Origin of the sequence: Aeromonas sp. TW 6 (assembly GCF_013168745.1) — a bacterium.
GTDB classification, from domain to species: Bacteria; Pseudomonadota; Gammaproteobacteria; order Enterobacterales; family Aeromonadaceae; genus Aeromonas; species Aeromonas caviae.
Genome location: NZ_JABERS010000050.1, coordinates 1 through 26,173 on the forward strand (window position 1 = coordinate 1; position 26,173 = coordinate 26,173).

The 26,173-nt window shown below is 62.0% G+C and carries 17 protein-coding genes, 1 tRNA gene and 1 pseudogene; 10 read left to right on the forward strand and 9 right to left on the reverse strand.

Annotated features, from left to right (window positions below):
• The 3 genes and pseudogenes from HKD46_RS18150 to HKD46_RS18160 all read left to right on the forward strand — a co-directional run.
• Window positions 1–122, forward strand: a pseudogene (locus tag HKD46_RS18150) (IS1595 family transposase); the annotation flags it as partial.
• A gap of 840 nt (window positions 123–962) precedes the next feature.
• Window positions 963–1,637, forward strand: a complete 675-nt coding sequence (locus HKD46_RS18155) for a response regulator (protein ID WP_161470333.1) — start codon at window positions 963–965, stop codon at window positions 1,635–1,637.
• Window positions 1,638–1,648: 11 nt separating this feature from the next.
• Entirely contained in the window at window positions 1,649–3,019 is a 1,371-nt protein-coding gene (locus HKD46_RS18160) for an ATP-binding protein (protein WP_409240931.1), read from the forward strand.
• Between the two features lie 369 nt (window positions 3,020–3,388).
• On the opposite strand, the gene glk is transcribed toward HKD46_RS18160, so the two are convergent.
• Window positions 3,389–4,357 (reverse strand): glucokinase, encoded by a 969-nt coding sequence (gene glk / locus HKD46_RS18165; RefSeq protein ID WP_039041241.1) that lies wholly within the window; start codon window positions 4,355–4,357, stop codon window positions 3,389–3,391.
• A gap of 345 nt (window positions 4,358–4,702) precedes the next feature.
• Between glk and HKD46_RS18170 the strand changes: the two genes are divergently transcribed.
• Together HKD46_RS18170 and pyk are read left to right on the forward strand one after the other, a co-directional pair.
• A complete protein-coding gene (locus tag HKD46_RS18170) occupies window positions 4,703–5,560 on the forward strand; it encodes a MurR/RpiR family transcriptional regulator (protein ID WP_164883084.1) in 858 nt (285 codons plus the stop codon).
• A 160-nt stretch (window positions 5,561–5,720) separates the two neighbouring features.
• Window positions 5,721–7,160 (forward strand): pyruvate kinase, encoded by a 1,440-nt coding sequence (gene pyk, locus HKD46_RS18175; RefSeq protein WP_041214849.1) that lies wholly within the window; start codon window positions 5,721–5,723, stop codon window positions 7,158–7,160.
• A gap of 67 nt (window positions 7,161–7,227) precedes the next feature.
• Here the strand turns inward: pyk and HKD46_RS18180 are convergent, their stop codons facing one another.
• From HKD46_RS18180 to HKD46_RS18195, 4 genes are all read right to left on the reverse strand, one after another.
• The gene (locus HKD46_RS18180; RefSeq protein WP_171865774.1) at window positions 7,228–8,271 is read right to left on the reverse strand and encodes an efflux RND transporter periplasmic adaptor subunit; all 1,044 of its coding nucleotides are present in this window, start codon (window positions 8,269–8,271) and stop codon (window positions 7,228–7,230) included.
• A gap of 15 nt (window positions 8,272–8,286) precedes the next feature.
• Window positions 8,287–11,349, reverse strand: a complete 3,063-nt coding sequence (locus tag HKD46_RS18185; RefSeq protein ID WP_171865775.1) for an efflux RND transporter permease subunit — start codon at window positions 11,347–11,349, stop codon at window positions 8,287–8,289.
• A 161-nt stretch (window positions 11,350–11,510) separates the two neighbouring features.
• Complete coding sequence (locus tag HKD46_RS18190; protein WP_171865776.1) at window positions 11,511–13,835, reverse strand: acyl-CoA dehydrogenase; 2,325 nt, start codon at window positions 13,833–13,835, stop codon at window positions 11,511–11,513.
• 47 nt (window positions 13,836–13,882) lie between these two features.
• Window positions 13,883–14,536 (reverse strand): TetR/AcrR family transcriptional regulator, encoded by a 654-nt coding sequence (locus HKD46_RS18195; RefSeq protein ID WP_128296967.1) that lies wholly within the window; start codon window positions 14,534–14,536, stop codon window positions 13,883–13,885.
• Window positions 14,537–15,004: 468 nt separating this feature from the next.
• Between HKD46_RS18195 and HKD46_RS18200 the strand changes: the two genes are divergently transcribed.
• Window positions 15,005–15,745, forward strand: coding sequence for a phosphatase (locus HKD46_RS18200; RefSeq protein WP_005324180.1), 741 nt, complete (start codon window positions 15,005–15,007; stop codon window positions 15,743–15,745).
• An 87-nt stretch (window positions 15,746–15,832) separates the two neighbouring features.
• Window positions 15,833–15,908: transfer RNA gene (locus HKD46_RS18205), tRNA-Thr, on the forward strand.
• 240 nt (window positions 15,909–16,148) lie between these two features.
• Here the strand turns inward: HKD46_RS18205 and HKD46_RS18210 are convergent.
• The 4 genes from HKD46_RS18210 to HKD46_RS18225 form a co-directional block, all read right to left on the reverse strand.
• A complete protein-coding gene (locus HKD46_RS18210; RefSeq protein ID WP_171865777.1) occupies window positions 16,149–17,144 on the reverse strand; it encodes a sulfate ABC transporter substrate-binding protein in 996 nt (331 codons plus the stop codon).
• 327 nt (window positions 17,145–17,471) lie between these two features.
• A complete protein-coding gene (locus HKD46_RS18215; RefSeq protein ID WP_103261412.1) occupies window positions 17,472–18,887 on the reverse strand; it encodes an efflux transporter outer membrane subunit in 1,416 nt (471 codons plus the stop codon).
• Complete coding sequence (locus HKD46_RS18220) at window positions 18,880–22,029, reverse strand: efflux RND transporter permease subunit (protein ID WP_041213203.1); 3,150 nt, start codon at window positions 22,027–22,029, stop codon at window positions 18,880–18,882. Before HKD46_RS18220 ends, HKD46_RS18215 begins: the two co-directional genes overlap by 8 nt.
• A gap of 17 nt (window positions 22,030–22,046) precedes the next feature.
• A complete protein-coding gene (locus tag HKD46_RS18225; RefSeq protein ID WP_010673710.1) occupies window positions 22,047–23,228 on the reverse strand; it encodes an efflux RND transporter periplasmic adaptor subunit in 1,182 nt (393 codons plus the stop codon).
• Window positions 23,229–23,382: 154 nt separating this feature from the next.
• On the opposite strand from HKD46_RS18225, the gene HKD46_RS18230 reads away from it, so the two are divergent.
• The 3 genes from HKD46_RS18230 (at window position 23,383) to HKD46_RS18240 (ending at window position 26,016) form a co-directional block, all read left to right on the forward strand.
• Window positions 23,383–24,018, forward strand: coding sequence for a TetR family transcriptional regulator (locus HKD46_RS18230; protein WP_041213205.1), 636 nt, complete (start codon window positions 23,383–23,385; stop codon window positions 24,016–24,018).
• Between the two features lie 90 nt (window positions 24,019–24,108).
• Window positions 24,109–24,672, forward strand: a complete 564-nt coding sequence (locus HKD46_RS18235) for a bifunctional 2-polyprenyl-6-hydroxyphenol methylase/3-demethylubiquinol 3-O-methyltransferase UbiG (protein ID WP_223302571.1) — start codon at window positions 24,109–24,111, stop codon at window positions 24,670–24,672.
• Window positions 24,673–24,840: 168 nt separating this feature from the next.
• The gene (locus tag HKD46_RS18240) at window positions 24,841–26,016 is read left to right on the forward strand and encodes a dicarboxylate/amino acid:cation symporter (protein WP_113978044.1); all 1,176 of its coding nucleotides are present in this window, start codon (window positions 24,841–24,843) and stop codon (window positions 26,014–26,016) included.
• Window positions 26,017–26,173 lie beyond the last annotated feature (157 nt).

Genomic DNA, 26,173 nt, shown 5'->3' on the forward strand with positions numbered 1-26,173 from the left:
ACTGCTTCCGGTTTAATCATCGTTTTGACCTCAAGAGCATGTTGGTTGAATTGGGGCATGCAGTCGTGGCAAGCCCTCCGATGCCATATCGGCTCTTGAAGCTGGCTGAGGGTCATGGGTAATCAGGTACCTCAATAGGTTGGAACTTTATTTCAGTAGCGTGGATAAACAACATTGATGGAAACGCAGATTATGCCGTTGTCAGCCCAGAAGGTGAACAAAGCTTATGCTACCGCCCTTGGGTTACAGCTCCCAACATGCTGCTTTTAACCTGATTGTCCGTGCTGTTGGCCATCACATCCTCCAGCTTCTTGTTTTGATTGATGTTTAACAATGTTGTCGCATTACATTGCACACCCAGGCAGTCCACAGCCTGCATTGCTCACATCTTGGGCTATCTGCGCCCCAAACCCGATTCGGGGTCAGATTCTATCTTGTTTAACCCAAAGATGAACAGTCAAAACAATAGGAAAGCGCCTATTGAAATCAGGATTCAAAAAAAACCATTCATGTGATACTGCCCTCCGTGAATCCACTCAGCCGTTGCCGGGGATTGCCCTGCTTTGTTCCAGCATCCAGGCAAGGCAATGTAAACATGTTTAATTTCAAACAATTAAAAACATACCTCAAGTGCTTGCAGGCACTCGGGGATGGCCTGACGCCAGCAAGGCCCCCCACCCCTGTGTACCGGCAGGCTGAAAGCGGCATGCCGCTTGTGCGATAAGAATGGTCGCGACCAGCCCCTGCACCGGCTCTGACCCTCAACACCCAGAAACCGGCAGGCACGGATAGCGAGCCTGAACACGAGGCTGATGACACAGCGTTGCATCATGGGAAATGCATGAGGACAGAAGGCAGGGATGATTCAGTCCCGATACAGCGGGGTCAGGTAGGATCCGGATTGACTCTCCCCCTTGTTGACCCTCTAATTGACAGCCTGGACCCTCATCATCATGCATCTTATGAAAATCCTACTGGTTGAAGACGACAAGCTGCTCAATCACCACCTCTCCACCCTGTTGACAGAGGCCCAGAACCAGGTTTACGGCACGGACAATGCCCAGGTGGCGCTGCACTACGCAGCCGACTACCCCATCGATGTCGCCATCATCGATCTGGGCCTGCCTGACATGGACGGCCTTCAGCTCATCACCCGCCTGCGCGAGCAGCAGATCCCCTTTCCCATCATTGTGCTGACGGCCAGAGGCAACTGGCAGGACAAGGTGGAAGGACTGGAGGCCGGGGCGGACGACTACCTGGTCAAACCCTTCCAGAAGGACGAGCTGCTGGCCCGTCTCAATGCGCTGGTACGCCGCAGCGCCGGCTTCATCTCCCCCAGAGTGAAGGCGGGTGACTACGAGCTGGATCTCTCCCGCAAGGAGCTGACCATCGCTGGCGAGGTCACCGTGCTGACCAGTTTCGAATATCTGATCCTGGAATACCTGATGCGAAATGCCCGTCAGGTAGTCTCCAAACAGCAGTTGCTGGATCAGCTCTATGGGGATGGTGAAGGGGATCCCAACACCATCGAGGTGATGGTGAGCCGGCTTCGCAAAAAACTGGATCCGGAAGGGAGCATCCAGCCCATCTCCACCATCCGCCGCCAGGGCTACATCTTCAACCTCGCCTGCAGCTGATGCGCCTTGCCATGTTGCATCCCCTGGCCCTGATCCGCCGCTCCCTGCACCTCAAGCTGATGCTGAGTGCCATGCTGGTCATCGCGCTCATCATGGCCTTCTCCGTCTACATCCTCTACCTCGGCCATGCCGAGGAGCAGGCCCAGAAAGCCAGTGTCCGCATGCAGGAGAACCTCTCCAAGCTGTTCTCGTCCAAGCAGCCGGAGCCCCATGCCATGACGGATCTTGGCAAGCTCACCCCGGATGCCATCGACCCCAATCTCGACACCCTGATCTGCCGCGCCGACGGGGAGCTGAGCTGGTCCAGCCTCCACATGCCGGAGGTGGTCTCCATCAAGGAGACCATCTGCCGGGATCTGATGAGATACCTGGGGGGACTGGATCAGGACTATTTCTTCAAGCTGCATACCATCAAGAACGGCGAGAGCTACTTCATCTACAGCCTGCGTTTCCTGCGCAATCATGGCGCCGGCCCCACCACCTACTACGTGGTGATGGTCGATTCCGCCAGGCGCTATCAGGCCCAGACCCGCGATTACCTCTACCGCTGCATTCGCCAGGCGCTGCTCGCCTACTGTCTGCTGGGCGCTCTGTTGCTGCTCACCAGTTTCTGGAGCCTCTCCTCCCTGCGTACCATGGCGCGCCAGATTGACGAGATCCGCGCCGGTACGCGAGAGGCACTGTCAAACGACTACGAGCGCGAACTGACTCCCCTGACAAGCTCGGTCAACCAGTTGCTGGAGAACGAACGCCAGCAGACCCAGCGCTACCAGCACGCCCTCAACGATCTCGCCCACAGCCTGAAAACCCGGCTGGCGCTCATCCAGATCACCGCCCAGGAGCTCAAGCTCGGCCACGACATCCATGACAACATCAATGAACAGATCACCACCATGGATCAGATCATCCAGTACCAGTTGCGCCGCGCCGTCACCGGACGAAAGCGCCTCGCCAGCAAGGGCACCGAACCGGTTCCCCTCATTGAGAAGCTGCTGGCCAGTCTCGCCAAGGTCTATCGCCACAAGAAGCTGCAGACCGGCTTCCAGTTTGACGATGATGTCTTCTTCCACGGCGAGCAGGGCGATCTGATGGAGCTGATGGGCAACCTGCTGGACAACGCCTGCAAATTCGCCATCAACGAGATCCGGGTTCATGTCCGCCACCGGGAGCGCGGCCTGCTCATCGTGGTGGAAGACGACGGTCCCGGCATCGATCCCGGCAAATCGCAGCAGATCTTCCAGCGCGGCGTGCGGGCTGACAGCTCCCCCGGCCAGGGGATTGGCCTCGCCGTGGTGACCGAAATCGTGCACAGCTACGGCGGCGAGATCCGGGTGGATGACTCCCCGCTCGGCGGCGCGAGATTCCACATCACCCTCCCCTGACAGCGCAGGGGCCAGTACCTGGCCCCTGCCGCATTCGGGCATTGCCATCCCGGTGCTTGCCCTGTCTCACGCCTCACTCCTTATGCTTCGACCAGGCCAAGCACATGGCAGCGAGGCTGACGAGCTTACGCCCCCATCAGAAGCTGGCCTGCCGCTCCCCTCGGCCCCATGCTCGCGCAGAAACAACAGGCATAAAAAAACCGGCCGCGAGGGCCGGTAAAACAGTTCAGGCTTGTCAGGTGACAATGCGCACCCAGCGGATGAAGACCGGTTTCAATTCCCTATGAAGCCCCGTCCTCTTGAGTACGTAGGTTCACTTTACGCCCCGGTCACTGAATCGGGACTGAACCATGTTCACACTGGCAAGGCTCAGAGACGGATCCCGAGTGACTGGCGCAGATAGGCGCCGGCACCGAGCAGCCCCGGTCCTTCATGGGTGATGAGGAAGACCGGAATGTCTTTGAGATAAGGCTTGAAGCGCCCCTTGTCCTCGAAGGCGACCCGAAAGCCCGATCCGATGAAGAACTCCTGGAAGCGCGGCACTATGCCACCGGCGATGTAGACACCGCCGAAGGTGCCCATGTTGAGGGCCAGGTTGCCGGCAAAGCGGCCCATGAGCACGCAGAACAGGCTCAAGGTGCGACGGCAATCGAGGCAATCCCCCGCCAGCGCGCGCTCGGTGATGTCCTTGGGGGCAAAGGGTTCGGGCTCGCGGCCATCGGATTTGACCAGGCCGCGATAGAGATTGACGAGCCCGGGGCCCGAGAGGAAACGCTCCGCCGACACATGACCCAGCTCGCCGCGCATCACCTGCAGCACCGCATCTTCCTCTTCCGTGTTGGCGGCGAAGTCCACGTGACCGCCCTCACCCGGCAGGCTCAGCCACTGCTCACCGGCCTGCACCAGGTGGGCGACGCCAAGGCCGGTCCCTGCGCCATAGATGGCGATGGGCTTGCCGGCTACCGGAGCCGCGCCCCCGAGCTGGATGCGATCGCTCTCGCCGAGCACGGGTACCGCCATGGAGACGGCAGTGAAATCGTTGATCACCTGCAGGCGTGCCAGGCCGAGGTTGGCCTGCATCTCGCGGATGGAGAACTCCCAGCTGTGGTTGGTCATGGCGACCCAGTCACCATTGATGGGACAGGCGATGGCGATGCACGCCTCGCCCACGGTGGCATCGTGCTCTTCGAGATAGAGGCGCACCACGGCCTCCAGGCTGGGATGGGCCAGCCCTGAATAGGTTTTTGCCTGGGAAATGGCGCCCGTCGCCAGTTCGCAGAGGGCCAGCCGGGCATTGGTACCGCCAACGTCGCCCACCAGCGCATGGGTATGCTGCATAACAAACTCCTTCGTTACCGACTCGGGGCGGCCCTTACCGTCCCGACATTATTATTTGGCTGCAATACTACTCGAGCCCGCAGCCGGGCTGCGCGATTTATGCAGACAAGTGTGCGCCCGCTCACAGTGTTGTTGCTTTGCAACATTTGTAAGCGTTTTCAAGACGCAAATGGAAGTTTGCAACTAAAAACACGAAATAATTAGACATGAGTCATACTTTGCAGGGCCGAGATTAGTTCCGATAAGCGCTTGTCTTGTATAGTCATCGCGGAGACTGGAAACCTGCTTGAGCTGTGAATTTAGTGCACAGACACTGAAGTTAAATTACAAAAATGCCTGGTGGTAATGATGAATACCCTCGATAAAATTACGAACAATCTGGAAAGTTTCAGTAAATCAGAGCGTAAGGTGGCTGAAGTGATCCTGGTCTCACCCCAGACCGCCATTCACTCCAGCATTGCTACCCTGGCCAAGCTGGCCGATGTGAGCGAACCGACCGTCAACCGTTTCTGCCGTCGCCTCGATACCAAGGGTTTTCCCGATTTCAAGCTGCACCTGGCCCAGAGCCTGGCTAACGGCACCCCTTATGTGAACCGCCATGTGGAAGCGGAAGACGGCCCGGACACCTATACCGCCAAAATCTTCGAATCCACCATGGCCTGCCTCGATGCCGCCAAGAACAGCCTGGACATCTCGGCCATCAACCGCTGCGTCGACATCCTGACCCAGTCCAAGAAGATCAGCTTCTTTGGTCTGGGCGCCTCCTCCGCCGTCGCCCGGGATGCCCAGAACAAGTTCTTCCGCTTCAATATCCCCGTGGTGAGCTTCGATGACATCGTCATGATGCGCATGAGCTGCATCAACAGCAGCGAAGGGGATGTGGTGGTCCTCATCTCCCACACCGGCCGCACCAAGGCCCTGGTGGAAATTGCCGCGCTGGCCCGGGAAAACGATGCCACCGTCATCGGCATGACCGCCAAGGACTCTCCCCTGGCCCGCGAATGCAACCTGGTGCTCTCCATGGACGTGCCGGAAGACACCGACGTCTACATGCCCATGGCCTCGCGCATCGCCCAGCTCGCCCTGGTGGACGTGCTGGCCACCGGTTTCACCCTGCGCCGTGGCATGAAATTTCGCGAAAACCTGAAGAAAGTCAAAGAAGGTTTGCGCGAATCCCGCTTTGATACCCCGCACTCCTCCTGATCATTCGGGGGTCCGCCACCGACTGTCTATGCCAACGGGCTTGGTGTAGTATCGAAATTCAATCAAACAAGGCCACCCAGATGGCCTGCCAGTTGGCGCCATGCCACATGCTTGACGGGGCAGTATTTCAAGTCATATCAACTTCACATTGGAGTCTTTCATGCCAAGACGTACAAAGATTGTTACCACACTCGGTCCGGCGACCGATCGCGACGGCATTCTCGAGGGGATCATTCGCGCCGGTGCCGACATGGTGCGGATGAACTTCTCCCACGGCACTCCTGAAGATCATATCCAGCGCGCCAACCAGGTGCGTGACATCGCCGCCAAGCTGGGCCGCCACGTGGCCATCATGGGCGATCTGCAAGGCCCCAAGATCCGCGTCTCCACCTTCAAGGATGGCAAGATCTACCTCGCCATCGGTGACAAGTTCATTCTCGATGCCGCCCTCGGCAAGGGCGAAGGCTGCCAGGAGCAGGTCGGCATCGACTACAAGAGCCTGCCGCAGGACGTGGTATCCGGTGACATCCTGCTGCTGGACGATGGCCGCGTGCAACTGAAGGTCGAACAGGTCGAAGGCACCCGAATCCACACCACGGTGACCGTGGCCGGCCCGCTATCCAACAACAAGGGCATCAACAAGAAAGGTGGCGGCCTCTCCGCCCCGGCCCTGACCGAGAAGGACAAGGAAGACATCAAGACCGCCGCCCGCATGAACGTGGACTACCTGGCGGTCTCCTTCCCCCGCAGCGGCGATGATCTGCGCTACGCCCGCGAACTTGCCCGCGAAGCTGGCTCCAACGCCAAGATCGTGGCCAAGGTCGAGCGCGCCGAGACCGTCGCCAGCGACGAGGCGATGGAAGACATCATCCTTGGCTCCGATGCCGTCATGGTGGCCCGTGGTGACCTGGGTGTCGAAATCGGCGACCCCGAACTGGTGGGTGTGCAGAAGAAGCTCATTCGCCACTCCCGCCGCCTGAATCGCGTGGTCATCACCGCGACCCAGATGATGGAGTCCATGATCAACGCACCGCTCCCGACCCGTGCCGAAGTCATGGACGTGGCCAACGCCGTGCTGGACGGTACCGATGCGGTGATGCTCTCCGCCGAGACCGCCGCCGGCCAGTTCCCCATCGAGACCGTGACCTCCATGGCCAGCGTCTGTGTGGGCGCCGAGAAGCACCCGAGCCTGAACGTCTCCAACCACCGCATGAGCTACACCTTCACCTCGGTGGAAGAGGCGGTGGCCATGTCCACCATGTATGCGGCCAACCACCTGGAAGGGGTCAAGGCGATCGTGGCGCTGACCGAGTCGGGCACCACCCCGCTGCTGATGTCCCGCATCAGCTCCGGCCTGCCCATCTTCGCCATGTCTCCTCACAACAAGACCCTGGCCTGGGCCAACCTCTACCGCGGCGTCACCCCCGTGCTGTTTGATGGCGACGAGACCAAGCCGGTCTACGAGGTGTGCCGCGACGCGCTGGACGTGCTCAAGGCCAAGGGACTGCTGCAAAGCGGCGACATGGTATTGCTCACCCACGGCGACAAGATGGAAACCGTCGGCAGCACCAACACCTGCAAGGTGATGATGGTCGAGTAATCGCCCCTCCTCCCTACAACAAAACGGCTCCCGCGGGAGCCGTTTTTTTATGGGATCTGCCCCAGGTTCAACCGCGAAACAGCTCCACCTTGTCCCCATCCTGCAGGCTGCCGGCGCCGCGCACCACCACCTTGTCTCCCTGCTTGAGGGCGCCACTCACCGCCACCTCCCGGCTGTCCCCAAAGAGCACGGTGACCGGCACCCGGTTCACCGTGAGCGCCTCGCCGCGCTGCTCCACCTGATAGACCACGCTCCCCTCGGTGCCGAGCACCAGGGCATCCCGAGGCAGCAGCATGGTGTGCTGCTCTCCCATCGGCAGCGCCACCCGCACTGGCGAGCCGATGATGAAGGTGCCTACTTCCGGCTTGAGGCGCAGCTCGATGAGCCGGGACTTGGGATCGGCGCTCGCCGCCCGCTGGTAATAGATGGCGTGGCTGCTGAGCTGCTCCCCTTCCACCCGCAACCGGGTCTGGGTGGCCAGTTGCCGGGCCCAGGCAATAGGCGCACGCAACCGGATATCCGGCTGGTCCGGATTGACCAGCTCAAGCGCCTGTTCGCCCGCATCCACATGCTCCCCCGGCTGGATGAAGTGTTCATTCACCACCCCGTCAAACGGGGCAAAGATGCGGCTTCTGCGCAGCTGCTCCTCAATCTGGCGCACCTGCACCCGCGCTAGCTGCTCGGCCAGCTCAGCCTGCTCCACGTCATAGCGCGCCTTGTCATACTGGCTCTGGGAGGCACTCTTTTGCTGGTGCAAACGATCCAGGCGCTGGAACTCGGCGCGAGCGTAACGCAGGTTGCTCCCCTCTCTGGCTTGTTCCGCCCTCGCCTGCTCCAGCGAGAGGCGCAGGGGCGCGCTGTCCAGGCGCAACAACTCGTCCCCCGCCTTCACCCGGCTGCCAAACTCGGCTATCCACTCCACCCGACCGCTCACTTCGGCGCTGAGCGCCGCCTGCTGGCGGCTCGCCACCGTGCCGCTGACCCATATGCTGGCCCCCGCCTCTCCCTGGGCCACCTCCGCCAGCGTCACCATCTTGCTTTGTGCAAGCGCAGGCAGCCCGCCAGCCAGCAGCAGAGCCCCCACCACTATCCTTGTGAAACCTTGTGTCATCGATGAGCTCCTTGCTCAGGCACGCTGCCGAAGGGCGTGCGGTATGTCGGTCTGCTCCCCCAACCGCAGGAAGGCGGGCAACAGGATCAGGGTGAAGAGGGTGCTGCAACTCATGCCGCCGACGATGACGGTGGCCAGCCCCCGGTAGATTTCGCTCCCCTCGCTCGGACTCAGCATCAGGGGCAGCATGCCGAAGATGCTGGTGAAGCTGGTCATGGCGATGGGACGCATCCGGCTTTGCAGAGCATCGGTGACTGCCGACTGTCGGCTCATCCCCTCCCGTTCGGCCATCCTGGTCTGGTGCACCAGCAGAATGGCGTTGTTGACCACCAACCCGAGCAGGATGACGAAGCCGATGATGGTGAGCAAGTCCATCGGCAGCGGCGCCACCAGACCGCTCAGGTGCAGCGCCAGCACGCCGCCTACGGTGGCGAGCGGCAAGGTGAGCAGCACCAGCACGGCATCCTTGAGGGAGGCGAAGACCCCCCACAGCAGAATGAGCAGTATCATCACGGCGAACAGGAAGATGCTGCCGAGGTTGCCCAGCGCCTGCTGCAGGCTGTCGGCATTGCCGGCGACCCGCAGCTCCCCCCCGGCCGGGAGCAACGGCCGGATGGCGGCAAAGCTCTTGTACTGCAGGGTGTCGAGCACCTGCTCCATGCTCATCCCCGCCGGGGGCGAAATCTGCAGACTGATGCTGCGCCGCCCATCGGATCGGAAGATGCTCTCAGGCCCGAGTTGCGGCTCCACCCGCAGCAGTTCCCCAAGGGGAACGATGCGCCCGGACGGGGTAGCAAGCGGCACCGCCTTGAGCTCGTCCGGGTTGGCGGAGGCCTGCCCCATCAGCAGGATGTCGAGCCGCTCATCCCCGTCGAAATATTCGCCTACCCGCAGACCATCGCCAAAGGTCTGGATGATGGCGGGCATGGGGGAGCGATCCCAGCCCACCTCGGCCAGGCGCCTGTCCTGGGGCACCAGCCGAAGCTCGGGAGCGGTGAAATCGAGTCCGGGTTCTGGCCTGACCTGGGCGCCGGGCAAGTCCCGCTGCACTATGGTCATGCTCTCCCGGGCCGCCTGATAGAGTTCGGGCAGCCCACCTCCCTGGATCAGCAGGGAGATGCTGTTTTCACTGTCAAAACCGCCAAACAGGGACCCCTGACCGCCAAACACCCGGGTGTCGGGAATGCCCACCAGCAATTGCTTCATCAAGAGCTGCTCCAGTACCTTGATCTGGCTCTCCTCCTTTGGCCGCACCCCGATCTGGGCACCACCCGGGTAGCGCAGGATGTAGTAGTTCTTGAGGACAGGCTCCTTCTCCCCTTTCATATAGGGGTCGAGGCGGGCAATCAGGGTATCGATCACCTCCTCCCGCTGGGCCTTGAGATTGACCCCGGGGGTGAAACTCATCCAGACGTCGATGGCGTCCCGCTTCACATCCGGCAGGTAGTTCATCTTGGGCAACATCAACCAGCTCGCCAGCACAGGCCCCGTCATCATCAGGACGATGATGGCCCAGCGCCTGGGGGCGGTGGCAGTCCAGCGGATAACATGGCGAGTGGCGCGGCACCACAGGCGCTCAAAGGGATCAATCAGCCGCTCGTGCCCCATCCAGCGCGCCGCCACCGCAGGCAACACCGTGACCGCCACCACCATGGAGACGGTCACCGCGCAGGCGATGGTGAGCGCAAGATCGGCAAACAACTGCCCTTCCACATCGTTGAGCAGGAGCACCGGCAGGAAGATGGCGACCGTGGTCAGGGTGGACGCCACCAGAGCGGTCCACACCCGGCGGGTGCCCTCCAGCGCCGCCTCTCCCTTGCTGATGTCACCCCGCTCATGGCGCCGGTAGATGCTCTCCAGCACCACGATGGCGGCGTCGAGCACCATGCCGACCGCAAACGCAATGCCCGCCAGGGAGATGATATTGAGGGTCCGCCCCATCACCTTGAGCAGGCAGAAGGTGAGCATGATGCTGATGGGGATGGCGATCGCGATCATCAGGGTCGCCTTGAGCTGGCGAAGAAAGACCCAGAGGATGGCGCAGGAGAGCAGCACCCCGAGCCCCAGGTTGGCGGTCACCATGCTCACCGCCCGGTTGATGTAGAGGGAAGCGTCAAACGACTGCTCCATGTGCAGGCCGACCGGCTCCAGCACCTCCCGGTTGAGCTCCCCGACCTTGGTCTTGATCCCCTCGAGCGCCGCCAGGGCATTGGCACCGCTCTCCTTGAAGATCTGCGCCGCGATGGCGGTGTTGCCGTTCTGGATGCGCAGCACCGGGTTCTCCTCCCGGGCCACTCTGATCTCGGCAACGTCCCGCAGATAGATGGGCAGGCCGTCACGCCAGTCCACCACCTTGTCCCCCAGGGCCGCCACGTCATAGCGACCGGCAAAGCGCAGCTTGTACTCCCAGCGTCCGATGTCGAGGGTGCCAGCCGACACATCCCAGCCCGTCGTTGCCCGGCTGGCAAGCACCGGGATCTCCACCCCCAGCTCGGCGGCGCGGTAAGGGTCGAAACGGATCTGGATCTGGCGCTCGTTGATCCCCTCGATGTCGACCGTGGACACCCCGGGGATCCGCTCCAGCTCGGGCTTGACCCTCGCCTCGATCAGCGCCTGGTGATCGTCTATCTCCCCCTTGGCGCCGGGCAGTTGCTGGATGAAGAAGAAGGTCAGGGTGTCGTTGCTGCTGTAGTTGTTGACGTAAGGACCGCCGATGTTGTCCGGCAGCCCCGAGACCCGGTTCAGGCGGGAGATGACGTCAAGCTGGGCCCGCTGCATGTCGGTGCCTAGAGCAAACTCCATGTCGATTTCGGTGAAGCCGGGGTAGCTGTTGCTGCTGAGACTCTTGAGCCCCTGTACCCCCTGCATCTCCTGCTCGATGGGATCGGTTATCTCCGACTCCATCTCCTGGGGCGAGGCCGAACGCCAGTCCACCGTGATGTTGAGGTGAGGACGGTCTATGTCGGGAAACAGCTGGACGGGCAGTCCCCGGATGCTGAGCAGGCCCAGCAAAAAAATCAGCACGACCGAGACCGCCACCCAGATGGGGCGTTCGATCGCCGTTTTGGCGAGGTTCATTCACTCTTCCTGAGTTGTTGTTATCGGCCATTCCGATGGCCTTGCTTCCTGCCCCAAGGGTGGGGGCCATTGCATTAAACTGGAATTAATCGACCTTGTAAATGCCTGGTTAAACAACAAAAAACCGGCCACTAGGGCCGGTTGTCGGTTTACGCTCGGGGTCAGGCTGCATGCTCGACCGTGTTCGGTTGAGACAATCCTTCCAGCTCGCCAGGAGCGAAGTTGTCCACCTGGATAGCCTCGTAGCGCAGGGCATCGGCGGCCAGCAGCTTGTCCGCCTCCTCCTTACCGAGGATGGACTGGGACAGGGCCGCAGCCACCAGCTCAGGCAGCGCCAGCTTGCGGGGCAGTCTGCCCTCTTTCTGGGCCTGCATCAGCTTCTTCTCGATGGGCTGCACCGAGACCATGGCCTGGAAGGCACGCTCCATCAGCCCCACCGGATCCGCCTCATCCTTGCCCACATAACAGAGCGCGGTCAGACGATCCCGGAACTCGCCCGGCGTCATCATGGCCAGGCAGATGGCATGGCAGCGATCGTCCGCCGGCATCTTGTAACCGACGCCGAACGGGAACACCACCCGCTTGAGTACGGCACCCACCACCTTGTTCGGGAAGTTCTGGAAGAAGCCCTCGAACGCCTTGCCAATCAGGTAGAGGTTGCGCTCCACCGCATACTGCACGAACGGCAGGTCAGAGACCATGCGGCCCTGATCCTCGTAATGCTTGAGGGTGGCGGAGGCCAGGTAGAGGTGGCTCAGCACGTCACCCAGACGGGCGGAGATCATCTCCTTACGCTTGAGATCGCCACCCAGCATCAGCATGGAGACGTCGGCGCACAGGGCCAGCCCCTTGCTCATGCGGGAGAGTTGCTTGTAGTAGCGGGCGGTTTCGCCAGCCACCGGGGCGCTGTTGAACTGGCCCAGGGTCAGCCCCTGGAACAGGGCACCGAAGAAGTTGCCGGTACCGAAGGCGATGTGTTTCATCAACAGGGCGTCAAACTTCTCGAGACCACGCTCCACATCGGTGTCGGCCGCCGCTTCCAGCTCTGCAAACACATACGGATGGCAGCGGGTGGCCCCTTGCCCGAAGATCATCAGGTTGCGGGTCAGGATGTTGGCCCCTTCCACCGTGATGGCCACCGGAATGCCCATGTAGGCGTAGCCGGTGTAGTTTTTCGGGCCCAGCTGGATGGCACGACCGGCGTGGATGTCCATGGAGTCATCCATCACCTGGCGGGCCATCTCGGTCATGTGGTACTTGGAAATCGCGGTGACGATGGCCGGTGCCTGACCCAAATCCAGGGAACCTGCAGTCATGCGACGAGCCCCTTCCAGCTGATAGGTGAGTCCGCCGATACGGGCCAGCGCTTCCTGCACCCCTTCAAACTTGCCGATGGACATGCCGAACTGCTTGCGCACGTAGGAGTAGGCGCCCACGGTGCGGCTCGCCATGTGACCGCAGGCGGTGCCAAGGGCTGGCAGCGAGATGCCGCGACCGGCGGAGAGGCACTCCACCAGCATGCGCCAGCCGCGGCCGGCGTAATCCGGGCCACCGATGATCCAGTCGAGCGGAATGAACACATCCTTGCCGAAGGTCGGGCCATTCAGGAACGCCAACCCCATGGGGTAGTGGCGATCGCCGACGCGCACGCCAGGGTGACTGGTCGGGATCAGCGCACAGGTGATGCCGATCTCTTCCTTGTCACCCAGCAGTTTTTCCGGGTCATAGAGCTTGAACGCCAGCCCCAGCACGGTAGCACGCGGCGCCAGGGTGATGTAGCGCTTGTTCCAGTTCAGGCGAATGCCCAGCACCTCTTCACCCTTGTGCATCCCCTTGCAGACGATCCCCTTGTCCGGGATGGCGCCCGCATCGGAGCCCGCTTCCGGCCCGGTCAGGGCGAAGCAGGGCACCTCCTTGCCGTTGGCCAGCCCCGGCAGCCAGAAATCTTTCTGGGCCTGGGTGCCGTAATGCATCAGCAGCTCGCCCGGGCCGAGGGAGTTGGGCACCATGACGGTGACCGCGACACTCAGGCTCTTGGTGGCGATACGGGTCACGATGGTGGAGTTGGCGATGGCCGAGAACTCGCGGCCGCCGTAGGATTTCGGGATGATCAGGGAGAAGAAGCCTTCTTTCTTCAGATAGTCCCACACCGGCTCCGGCAGGTCCTTGGTCTCGTTGACGATCTTGAAGTCGTCCACCATGGCGAGCAGGGTTTCGACCTGGTTGTCGATAAAGGCCTGCTCTTCTGCGCTCAGCTCGGCCTTGCCGTAGCCGTGCAGTTTCTTCCAGTCCGGGTTACCGCGAAACAGCTCCCCGTCCCACCAGACGGAGCCGGCCTCCATGGCCTCCCGCTCGGTGGCCGACAGGGGCGGCAGTATCTTCTTGAAGATGCCGAACACGGGGCGGGTCACCACCTTTTTACGGATGGCGGGGACACCGAGCACCACGGCTATCGCCAGCACCAGCAGGACAAGCAATGTGATCATACCGAAGTTCCTTCTATTTCACTGTTTCCGTTGATTATTGTTAGGTGTTACACGACCAGGGAGAGCCTGGTCGACTCCACGGGCGCCCCGACACCGGACGCCAGATAAGGAATGACGTTGCGCACCAGCCCTTCCACATCGAGCTGCTGGCCAAAATCGGCCTGGGCGATGTCACGCAGGGCATCCGCAGAGGCCATGGTGAAGACGACGGTGCCCAGGGTGAAGTGCAGGCGCCAGAAGAGATCCGCTGGCGACAAATCCGGATTGGCCTTGGAGATGGCCTGGGTGATCCCGTGCAGGGTCGCCCCATAATGGGTGGTAATAAAGCGGCGCAGGTGGCCCTGACTGTCGATATAGCCGCGCCCCAGCAACTGCATGAAGAGCGCCGGACCATTCGCCCTGACGGCCGACAGTTTCATCAGGGGTTCGACAAAGCTCTCGAACACCTGCAACAGGGTCAGCTGATCCTGCGCCATCAACGTCTGCAACCGCCCGTCCAGTGCCGGCATGAAGAGGCTCAGATAACGGTCGAGCACCGCCTGGATAAGCTCCTTCTTGGAGCCGAAGTGATAATTGACCGAAGCCAGGTTCACATCGGCCTCGCTGGTGATCAGACGCAACGAGGTATCGGCGAACCCCCGCTCGGCAAACAGCACCTCGGCGGCATCGAGAATACGGTTCTTGGTATCGATTTTACTCACTGGACACCTCACTTAAACGAATGTTTAAAAAGTACGTTTCACGCCCACCCATGTCAAGAGAATGTGAACAAGTGTTGGCTAAATGTTTTTAATCAAAAAAGAGGGAAGATGGCGGGAACTTCACGGCGAGACGGCACTCTATATCTATGCCACTGCAATTAAACATTAAGTCTCGCCCAACCTGCGTTATGCTAGTTGGGCATTTTTTTGGCCTGCCGTCACCCGATGCGCCGACAGAGAACCAAAAAAAACCGTCGCAGGGGCGACGGCGGGGAAAACGGGTCTGACCATCCAGTGTCGACCCATCGATGGGTGTTCAGGCTTACATCGATGTCGCCATCCTCGCACTGAAACGTCATCAGACTTTGTCAGCACAGACCCAAATTGTGACAAAGTATGACAACCAGCCACATGGCCCGGCTTCGCCAATCTTGCTATGCTGTCGCCTCATGCCAGAGGGGAGAGAAGATGAAGTATACGGTCGATACCCACACGCACACCGTCGCCAGCACCCACGCCTACAGCACCATTCACGATTACCTGCCCATCGCCAAAGCCAAGGGGATCAAGCTGTTCGCCACCACGGACCATGGCCCGGACATGGCAGATGCCCCGCATTACTGGCATTTCGTCAATCTGCACGTGTTGCCCAGGGTCGTGGACGGGGTCGGCATCCTGCGCGGCATCGAAGCCAACATCAAGAACATCGACGGTGAAATAGACTTCCCCGAGCGCTACGAATCGCGGCTCGACATGATCATGGCGGGCTTTCACGAACCGGTGTTTCCCCCCTGCGATCAGGCGACCCATACGCAGGCCATGATCAACGCCATTCGAAGTGGTCGGGTCGACATGATAAGCCACCCCGGCAACCCCGCCTTCCCTATCGATATCCAGGCGGTGGTCAAGGCAGCGGCTGAGTATCGAGTGGCGCTGGAGGTCAACAACTCCTCGTTCAGTCACTCCCGTGCAGGTAGTGAAAGCAACTGCCGCGCCATCGTCGAGGCAGCGCGCGATCTGGGTGCCTACCTCACTTTCGGCTCCGACTCCCACGTGGCATTCAGCCTCGGCGACTTTGATCACTGCCATCGGCTGGTCACCGAAGCCAACTTCCCACATGAGCGGATCCTGGCCCGCTCCCCCCGCGCACTGCTCGATTTTCTCGAGAGCCGCGGCCGTGCCCACATCCCGGAGTTCGTTGACCTCTGATATGCCTTAACATCATGAGCCAACTCATAAAATCGAGTTGGCTCAATTGACTTGTCCGGCTTTTTTCACGACTCTGAACATCAAGCCGCCGGTATAGCTCAGTTGGTAGAGCAGCGCATTCGTAATGCGAAGGTCGTAGGTTCGACTCCTATTACCGGCACCAGACAGACGAAGGGTTGGCCTCAGTGCGAGGCCAACCCTTCGTGCTTTTTGTCCCGGGTCTCTGGCCAAGACGCCGGTGTGACTGCGCCAGAACACCCTCCCCCTCCAGGACACCGCCATCCGCGACGGTCCTGTTCATCTTTCAGAGCCTGACACACCAACCTGGCCCCACCAACAGAGAGGGCTGCCAGGCAGCCACGTCTCGGCTGCACCTGGGCAAGCATCGTTATCCCGGGGCGCCTCAGCGCTGGGCATAGATCTGGTCGAACACCCCGCCCTCCTTGAAGTGAGTGCGCTGGATCACAGGCCACGCGCCGAAGGTCTTCACCACATTGAGGAAGGTGGCGTTCGGGAAACGGTCTGCAAACTCGGCGAGGATCGCCGGGTTGCGCGGGCGTAGATAGTTGCTGGCGGCGATGCGCTGGCCTTCGTCGGACCAGAGGTAGGTCAGATAGGCCTCGGCCTCCTTGCGGGTACCCTGCTTGTCGACCACCTTGTCCACCACTGACACCGGCAGCTCGGCCACGGCGGTGACGCTCGGATAGACCACCTCGAAGCTGCCACGACCGAACTCCCGGGCAATCATCTCGGCTTCGTTTTCGAACGTGACCAGCACGTCCCCTATGCGGTTCTGGATGAAGGTGGTGGTGGCAGCGCGGCCGCCGGTGTCGAGCACGGGAACCTGCTTGAACAGCTTGCCGACAAATGCCCTGGCCGCATCTTCATCGCCCCCCTGCTCCAGCACATACCCCCAGGCAGACAGGTAGGTGTAACGGCCGTTCCCCGAGGTCTTGGGGTTGGGCACGATGACCTGTACCCCCTCCTTGAGCAGATCAGGCCAATCCTTCAACCCCTTGGGGTTGCCCTTTCGCACGATGAACACGGTGGCCGAGGTGAAGGGGGCGCTGTGATCCGGCAGGCGATCCGCCCACCCCTTGGGCACCAGGCCCCCATGCTCGGCGAGGGCGTTGATGTCGGTGGCCATGTTCATGGTGATGACATCGGCGGGCAGGCCGTCGATGACGGCGCGCGCCTGCTTGCTCGATCCGCCGTGGGACATGTTGATCTGCAGTGGCTCCCCGCCTTCGGCCTGCCAGTGCTTCAGGAAGGCTCCGTTGTACTCCTTGTAAAAATCGCGCATCACGTCATAGGAGGCGTTGAGCAGGGTGGTCGCCTGGGCCAGCGGGGCGAGAGCCAGTCCTGCAACAAGCAGGGTGGCGGGCACGAGTCGTTTCATTTCACATCCTTGGAATGAGGGGCGAGTGACTGACTATAAGAGTCGACCATTTATTCTTTGAAAGAATAATTACGGCACAGCTTATGCGATAAATGGCATCTCCTGGGTCCGGCGCAACGGATGACGGCGATGAGGTGGTCACCTCCAGGCGGGTCATGATGGTTGCCGAGGGCGGCGCCCATGAGCGTGGGCTCCTCCTGCCCGCTCCCTGCCCCGGACAGGGAGCGCCGTTGTCACTGCCTCGATTTGGCTTCTCGACATGACAGATAAAAAACGGGGCGAACCTAGTGGTTTGCCCCTGATGCTTTTTACGTCAATCCCGAGGGGTCAACCCTGTTTGTCTGATGCCGGCTCTGCGTCCTTCGGCGCCTGCCAGCCGCCACCGACCGCCTTGTAGAGGGCGACCTGGTTACTAAGCTGGGCGAGCCGGGTGCTGATGAGCCCCTGCTTGGCGCTGAACAGGGAGCGCTGGGCATCGAGGCGGGTCAGGTAGCTGTCCACCCCTTGCTCGTAACGCACCTCCGCCAGCCTGAAGTAGGTCTGGTTGGCATCCACCAGCGCCTGTTGTGCCTGCAACTGCTGCGCGTAGTCCGCCTGGGCACCGAGGGTGTCCGCGACCTCCTTGAAGGCGGTCTGGATGCTCTTCTCGTAGCTGGCCACCGCCTGCCTGGTTCCCACCTCGGCCACGTCCAGATCCGCAACGCGCTTGCCGCCATCGAAGATGGGCAAATTGATCTGGGGCATGAAGGTCCAGGTGCCGGTGCCGCCGTCAAACAGACCGCTCAGCTGGTTGCTAGCGGTGCCCGCCGTCGCGGTGAGCGAGATGGTCGGGAAGAAGGCGGCGCGGGCCGCCCCTATGTTGGCGTTGGCCGCCTTCAGGTTGTGTTCCGCCGCCAGGATGTCCGGGCGTTGCTGCAACAGGCTGGAGGGCGCCCCCACCGGGATCGGCGCCAGTTTCACCTCGGCCAGGGTAGCCGGTTGTGCCGCCAGCACCGGGATATCGGTGCCAAGCAGCAGGGCCAGACCGTTTCTGTCCTGCTTCACCAGACGCTGGTATTGCGCCTGGCTGACCTTGGCGTTTTCCAGTGCCGTGCGCCCCTGGGCCAGCTCCATCTCGGAGGCGGCGCCCAGGCGGTATTTGTGCTCGGTCAGGGCATAGCTCTCCTGCTCGGTGGCGAGGGTCGCCTGGCTCAGGGCCAGCAACTCCTGATCCGCCAGCAAGGTGAAGTAGGCATTGGCCACCGAGGCCACCAGCGCAATCTGGGTGCTGCGCTGGGTCTCGATTTGCGCCAGATAGGTCTCAAGGGCCTGATCTTTCAGGCTCTGGATCCGGCCAAACAGATCCAGCTCATAGGCGGTGATGCCGATGTTGGCGCCGTACTGGCTGCTGATGGTGCCCTGCCCCGTACTACTGAGGTCATCGGATCCCTGCTGGCGGGTACCGCTGCCACTGGCGGCCAGGGTCGGCAACTGGGCCGCCCGCTGGATACGGTATTTCGCCTCGTAGGCCTCGACGTTGAGGGCTGCCAGGCGCAGATCCCGGTTGCTCTCAAGGGCGGTGCCGATCAGCGTCTGCAGGGCCGGGTCCTGGAACTGCTGGCGCCAGGGGGCAAGTTCCCCCTTGGCGGCCAGGTCAGCTTGCCAGGAGGCGCCTTGGGGCAGCTCGGGGCGCTGGTAGTCGGGGGCCATGGAGCAGCCCCCCAGCATCAGGGTCACGCCAAGGGCGATCAGGGTCTTAGTCATGGTTGATCTCCTTGGTGTGGACACTCTCTTCCCCGGCATGCTTGCGTTCGGTGAAATAGCGCATCACCAGCACGAAGAACAGCGGCACGAAGAAGATGGCGAGCACGGTGGCACTGATCATCCCCCCCATCACGCCGGTCCCGATGGCGTTTCGGCTGCTGGCGCCCGCCCCGGTGCTGATCACCAGGGGCAGTACCCCCAGGATGAAGGCGAGCGAGGTCATCAGGATGGGGCGCAGGCGCTGACGCGAGGCCTCCACCACCGCATCCCCGAGCCTCATCCCCTTGTCGTGCAGCTCCTTGGCGAACTCGACAATGAGGATGGCGTTCTTGGCCGACAGCCCGATCGTGGTGAGCAGGCCCACCTGGAAGTAAACGTCATTCTCAAGCCCGCGCAGGGTCGCGGCCAAAATGGCCCCCAGCACCCCGAGCGGCACCACCAGCATGACCGAGAACGGAATGCTCCAGCTCTCGTAGAGGGCCGCCAGACAGAGGAAGACCACCAGGAGCGAGATGGCGTACAGGGCCGGCGCCTGGGAGCCTGCCTGACGCTCCTGGAAGGAGAGGCCGGTCCACTCGATGCCGATCCCTTCCGGCAACTGTTTCACCATCTCCTCGATGGCCGCCATGGCATCACCCGTACTCTTGCCAGGGGCCGCCTCACCGACGATCTCCATGGCGGAGACACCGTTGTAGCGCTCAAGACGGGGCGAGCCGAAGCTCCACTCCGTGCTGGCAAAGGCGGAGAAGGGCACCATCTGGCCCGCGCTGTTGCGCACGTACCACAGCTTCAGATCTTCCGGGTTCATCCGGAAAGGGGCATCCGCCTGCAGATAGACCTTCTTGACCCGGCCTCTGTCGACGAAGTCGTTCACATAGGAGGAGCCCCAGGCCGCCGACAGGGTGTTGTTGATGTCGGTGATGGAGAGCCCCTGGGCCAGCGCCTTCTCGTAATCGATCTTGATGTCGAGCTGGGGCGTGTCTTCCATCCCATTCGGGCGTACCCGCACCAGGTTGGGATCCTGCGCCGCCATGCCGAGCAACTGGTTGCGCGCCTGCATCAGCTTCTCGTGACCCAGACCACCGCGATCCTGCAGGAAGAAGTCGAAGCCGGTGGCCGTGCCGAGTTCCGGAATGGGGGGCAGGTTGAAGGCGAAGACCTGGGCTTCCTTGATGCTGAACAGGAACCCCATGGCGCGGCCGATGATGGCATTGGCACTGCGCTCTTCTCCCTTGCGCTCGCTCCAGTCCTTTAGCTTGATGAAGGCCATGCCACTGTTCTGACCGCTACCGGCGAAGCTGAAGCCCGCCACCGTCAGCACGGAGTCCACGTTCTCCTTCTCGTTCTCGAGGAAGTAGTCGCGCATCTCCCCGAGCACCACCTCGGTCCGCTCCTTGGTCGCCCCCACCGGGAGCTGCACCATGGACATGATGACCCCCTGATCCTCTTCCGGCAGGAAGGAGGTGGGCATGCGCATGAAGAGCACCGCCAGCACCGCCAGCATGGCCAGATAGATGATGCCGTAGCGGGTGCCCTGCTTGATCACCTTGCGCACGCCGTTCTGGTAACGGTTGGCGTTGGTGTCGAAGAAGCGGTTGAACCAGCCGAAGAAACCGCGCTGGGCGCCGAATTCACCGTGCTTCATGGGTTTGAGCAGGGTGGCGCACAGGGCCGGGGTCAGGATCAAGGCCACCAGCACCGAGAGCACCATGGCCGAGACGATGGTGAGGGAGAACTGGCGATAGATGGCACCGGTAGAGCCACCGAAGAAGGCCATGGGCACGAACACCGCCGACAGCACCAGGGCGATGCCCACCAGGGCGCCGGTGATCTGGGTCATGGACTTGCGGGTCGCCTCGAGGGGGGAGAGATCCTCCTCGCTCATCAGACGCTCCACGTTCTCCACCACCACGATGGCGTCATCCACCAAGAGGCCGATGGCGAGCACCAGACCGAACATGGTCAGGGTGTTGATGGAGAAGCCGAAGGCCGCCATCACCCCGAAGGTGCCGAGCAGGACCACGGGCACCGCGATGGTCGGAATCAGGGTTGCCCGGAAGTTCTGCAAGAACAGATACATGACGCAGAACACCAGGAAGATCGCCTCGATCAGGGTCTGCACCACCTCCTCGATGGAGATCTTCACGAACGGCGTGGTGTCGTAGGGATAGACGATCTCCATGTTGGCCGGGAAGTACTCGGAGAGTTCACCCAGCTTGGTCCGCACGTGCTCGGCGGTGTCCAGGGCGTTGGCACCGGTCGCCAGCTTGATGGCGACGGCGGCGGTGGCCTGGCCGTTGTAGAGCGCGGTCGCGTCGTAGTTTTCACCGGCAAGCTCGACCCGGGCCACGTCCTTGAGCTGGACCTTGGAGCCGTCCTGGTTCACCCGCAGCAGGATGTTGTTGAACTCCTCCACGGTGGAGAGCCGGGTCTGGCCCATGATGGTGGCGGTAAATTGCTGATCGCTCACCGCAGGGGTCCCCCCCAGCTTGCCGAAGGCAACCTGGGCGTTCTGGGCCTTGATGGCGGCCTGAATGTCGGCCGGGGTCATCTGCACCCGGTTGAGCTTGTGGGGATCGAGCCAGACGCGCATGGAGTACTGGCTGCCGAACAAGGTGATGTCACCGACCCCGTCCAGACGGCTCAGGGGCTCCTTGATGTTGGCTACCACATAGTCCGCCAGGTCATCGTTGGTCATGGCGCCATCGGTGGAGATGAAGGCGGCCACCATCAGGAAGCTGCTGGAGGTCTTCTGGACCCGCACGCCCTGTTGCTGCACCTCTTGGGGCAGGAGCGACATGGCCTGTTGCAGCTTGTTTTGCACCTGCACCTGGGCGATGTCGGGATCCGTGCCCGGCTTGAAGGTGAGGGTCACGCTGACGTTCCCTGACGAGTCCGATTGCGCCGACATGTAGAGCAGGTGATCCAGCCCGGTCATGTTCTGCTCGATGATCTGGGTCACCGAGTCTTCCACCGTCTTGGCGGAGGCCCCCGGGTAGCTGGCGGAGATGCCAACCGCCGGCGGGGCGATGGTCGGGTACTGGGCCACCGGCAGGCCGATGATGGCCATGGCCCCGGCCAGCATGATCACCAGGGCGATCACCCAGGCGAAAATGGGTCTATCTATGAAAAAACGTGCCATGAGGCGACTACTCCATCCTACTGCTTGGTTGCCGGGGTCTGTTGTGCGCTGTTGCCGGCACGTTCAGTGGGCGCCACCACGACCCCGGGTTTGACTTTCTGCAGACCGGCGACGATCACCTTCTCGCCAGCCTTGAGACCGGACTCCACCACCCAGCTGTCGCCGGACATGCGGCCGACCTGCACTTCACGCAGTTCCACCTTGTTGTCCGCCGTCACCACCATGACGGTGGCACCGCCCTTGGGGGTACGGGTCACGGCAGTCTGGGGCACCAGCAGGCCTTGCGGGCGCTCGCCCTCCTGCAGGGTGGCGCGCATGAACATGCCGGGCAGCAGCAGTTGATCCGGGTTGGGTACGATCACCCGCAGGGTCACCATGCCGGTCGCCTCGTCCACGGTCACGTCGGAGAACTGGAGGGCTCCTTTCTCGCCATACTGGCTGCCATCTTCCAGCTGGAAGCTGACACCGGCCCCGTCCTTCTCCCCCTGGGTCAGCTTGCCCTCGGCCACCAGGCGCTTGAGGCGCAGCAGGTCGGCGGTGGACTGGCGCACGTCCACGTACATGGGATCGAGCTGGGAGATGGAGGTGAGGCTGTCCGCCTGCTGGGCGGTCACCAGGGCACCCTCGGTCACCGCCGACTTGCCGATGCGGCCGCTGATGGGGGCCGTGATGCGGGTGTAAGCCAGGTTGATGTTGGCGGTCTGCAATGCGGCCTTGGCGGCCCCGATCTCGGCCAGCTGCTGTTTCCAGGCCGCGTCGGCGTCGTCATACTCCTGGCTGCTGATGGCTTTCACCTTCACCAGCTCGGCGTAGCGCTGGGCCTTGAGGCGGGCGCTGCGCTCGTTGGCCTCGGCCTTGGCAAGGTTGGCCTTGGCGGAAGCCACTTCGGCCTGATAGACGGCGGGATCGATCTGATAGAGCAGCTGACCGGCCTTGACGTCGCTCCCCTCGGTGAACAGGCGCTTGAGGATGATGCCGTTCACCTGGGGACGCACCTCGGCCACCCGCAGGGGGGCGGTGCGGCCGGTGAGCTCGGACAACAGTTGCAGGGGGGCCGTATGGAGGGTGACCACGTCCACGGCGGCGGGAGGCATCTCCCCCATGGCCTGCTGGGCCCCGTCCTTGTCACCACAGCCAGCCAGCAGGCCGCTTGCCAGCAAGGCAAGGCCGACCGAACGTGCGAGAATATGTTTATGCATCAAGTCTCTGAACCTCAGTTTCAATCAAAAAGAAGTGACAAAACCACAGGGTTTATAAGGCCCCTGTTGGTAAAACGGCGAAGATGAGGCAATATACATACATTCATGAATGTATGTAAGAAACTTTTTTCACTTTTAAACAGGACCGGAGTCAATGGCCAGACGCACCAAAGAAGAGGCACAGCAAACCCGCTGCAACATCATGAGCACGGCCCTGGATCTCTTCTGCCAACAGGGGCTGGCACGCACCAGCCTGACCGATATCGCCAAGGCGACGGACCTCACCCGGGGCGCCATCTACTGGCACTTCAAGAATAAAGAAGAGCTGTTCGTCACCCTGTGGGAGGAGCTGTGTGCCCCCCTCTCCCACCAGCTGGATGCCTGCGTCGACGAGGCGGAGGCGGATCCCCTGGGCAAGCTGCGCAGCTTTCTCAAGGAGGTGATGCTCAAGATCAGCACCGAGCCCGCCCACCAGCAGATGTTCACCATCATGTTCAATCTGGAATCCATGGAGGGAGAGGCCGCCGTCATGCGCGAGCACATGCACCTGCAATCCATGAATTTCTTCCGGGATCTGGAGATCACCCTGGCCAATGCCGTGCGTCGCGGCCAACTGCCCGAGGGGCTGGATCTGCGCCGCGCCGCCACCCTGCTCCACTGCACCCTGGACGGCTACATCATCAACTGGCTGCACTTCCCGGATCGCATCGATCTGATTGAGGAGTCGGACTTTCTCCTCGATACCCTGTTCACCCTCATCGCGAGCCCCACCCTTCGCCGCCACCCCTGAGTCTGCAAGACGCGCCGCCCCCGCCAATGCTCAACAGCCGGGGGCAAACCTGCTAGAGTAACGCCCCCCACCACGATGAGCCCGACACCCTTGCCACACGCCCCCGCGCCGGCGCACGACGCCGCCCCTCGCCCCGCCCTCGTGGCAGGCGCCCATGCCCCCTTCCTGGCCCTGCTGGGCAGCGGCCGTCATCTGCTGGAGGCCGGTTGCGGGGCAGGAGAGGATCTGCGCCTCTTTCGCCAGCAAGGCCTCACCGTGACCGCCTTCGATGCGAGCCGAGCGCAGGCCGCCGCCGCCTCGCGCCTGTGCGGCCAGCCGGTGCGAGTCTGCCGCTTCGAGCAGATGCGAAGCGTCGTTCCCTATGACGGCATCTGGGCCAGCGGCTCCCTCCCCTGTCTGCCCGAACACGAGATAGCCCCGGCGCTCGGTCATCTGGCCACCCTCCTCAAGGCCGGGGGCCCTCTCTACGCCTCCTTCCCCCACGGGATGGGCGAACCGCAGCCACGGTCGGGGGAATATCCCCTGCAGACCCGGCTCGACGAGGCGGGGCTGCGACGCCTGATCGCTCCCCTCCCCTTCACCCTGCACCATGGCTGGGTGGGGGAAGATGAGGTGAACGGCCCCTGGCTGCACGCCTTGCTGGTGCGGCGCTGATCCGCGAAAGCCCCCGGGGGCAGTGACACCTCACGGCATTCAGCCCGTTAACAATATTTAACCCTGAGTTAACCACCATAAAGCAGACAAGATGCGGTGTTTGTGTTAAAAAGCGGCATTAAAATCAAAATTAAATAACAAATCAGACACCAACACCTGGATTCCCCCATGAAACTCGTTCTCAATCTGGTTGCCGGTATCCTCGCCGGCCTGCTGCTCGGTCTCTATGCCCCCGAATGGGTCGCCCGCGTGCTGTTCACCGCCAAGACGGTGATAGGCCAGCTCATCACCTTCACCATCCCGCTCATCATCCTCTTCTTCATCATGAGCGGCATCGCCAGCCTGCCGAAGAACTCCGGCAAGCTGCTGGGCAAGACGGTGGGGCTCTCCTACTGCTCCACCATACTGGCGGGCCTGTTCGCCTTCACCGTGGCGAGCCACCTGATCCCGCACCTGACCACGGCCGCCGAACCCACCGCCGAGGCAGCCACCAAGCTCGCTTCCTACATCAATCTCGAGATCCCGCCCCTGTTCGGGGTGATGTCGGCCCTGGCCGCCGCCTTCGTGTTCGGCATCGGCATCAGCGCCACCCAGGCCACCGACCTGCGCCGGGTCGCCGATCAGGGCCGTGACATCATCGACCGCCTGCTGGCACGCGTGATCATTCCCCTGCTCCCCTTCTACATCGCCGGCGTCTTCGTCGAGATGACGGTGGAAGGCACCGTCTTCGCCACCCTCAAGACCTTCGGAGTGGTGCTGGTGATGGCCATCGTCATGCACTGGTTCTGGCTCTGCGTCCTGTTCGTCGGCACCGGCCTCGCCCAGGGGCGCTCCCCCGTCATGCTCATCAAGAACATGCTGCCCGCCTACTTCACCGCCCTTGGCACCATGTCCAGCGCCGCCACCATTCCGGTGGCCCTGCAAGCCAGCAAGCGCAACGGCGTGAGCGACGGCATCGCCAACTTCACCGTGCCCCTGTGCGCCACCATCCACCTGTGCGGCTCCACCATCACCCTGGTGACCTGCGCCACGGCGGTGATGTTCCTCTCCGAACACCTGGCCATTCCGGGCTACGGCACCATGGTGCCCTTCATCATGATGCTGGGCGTCATCATGATTGCCGCGCCGGGCGCACCGGGTGGCGGTGTCATGTCCGCGCTCGGCCTGCTCACTTCCATGCTCGGCTTCGGTGAGGCCTCCATCGCCCTGATGATCGCCCTCTACCTGGCCCAGGACAGCTTCGGCACCGCCTGCAACGTCACCGGTGACGGCGTCATCGCCCTGTGGGCCGACCGCTTCGCCCGGGGCGAGCCAGCACTCAGCACCGAGCAGGACGCAGCCTGATAGCGCAGGCAATAAAAAACGGGAGCCATCGGCTCTAATGCCGATCAGTTAAGGATCCATTGACCGATCCTCAGGCTGTGTAAGAATCCGAAACTCCTTGTTGGGTTTCGGATTTTTTTATGCGTATCGACCAAGCTCTCGACTTCATTCACGCCTG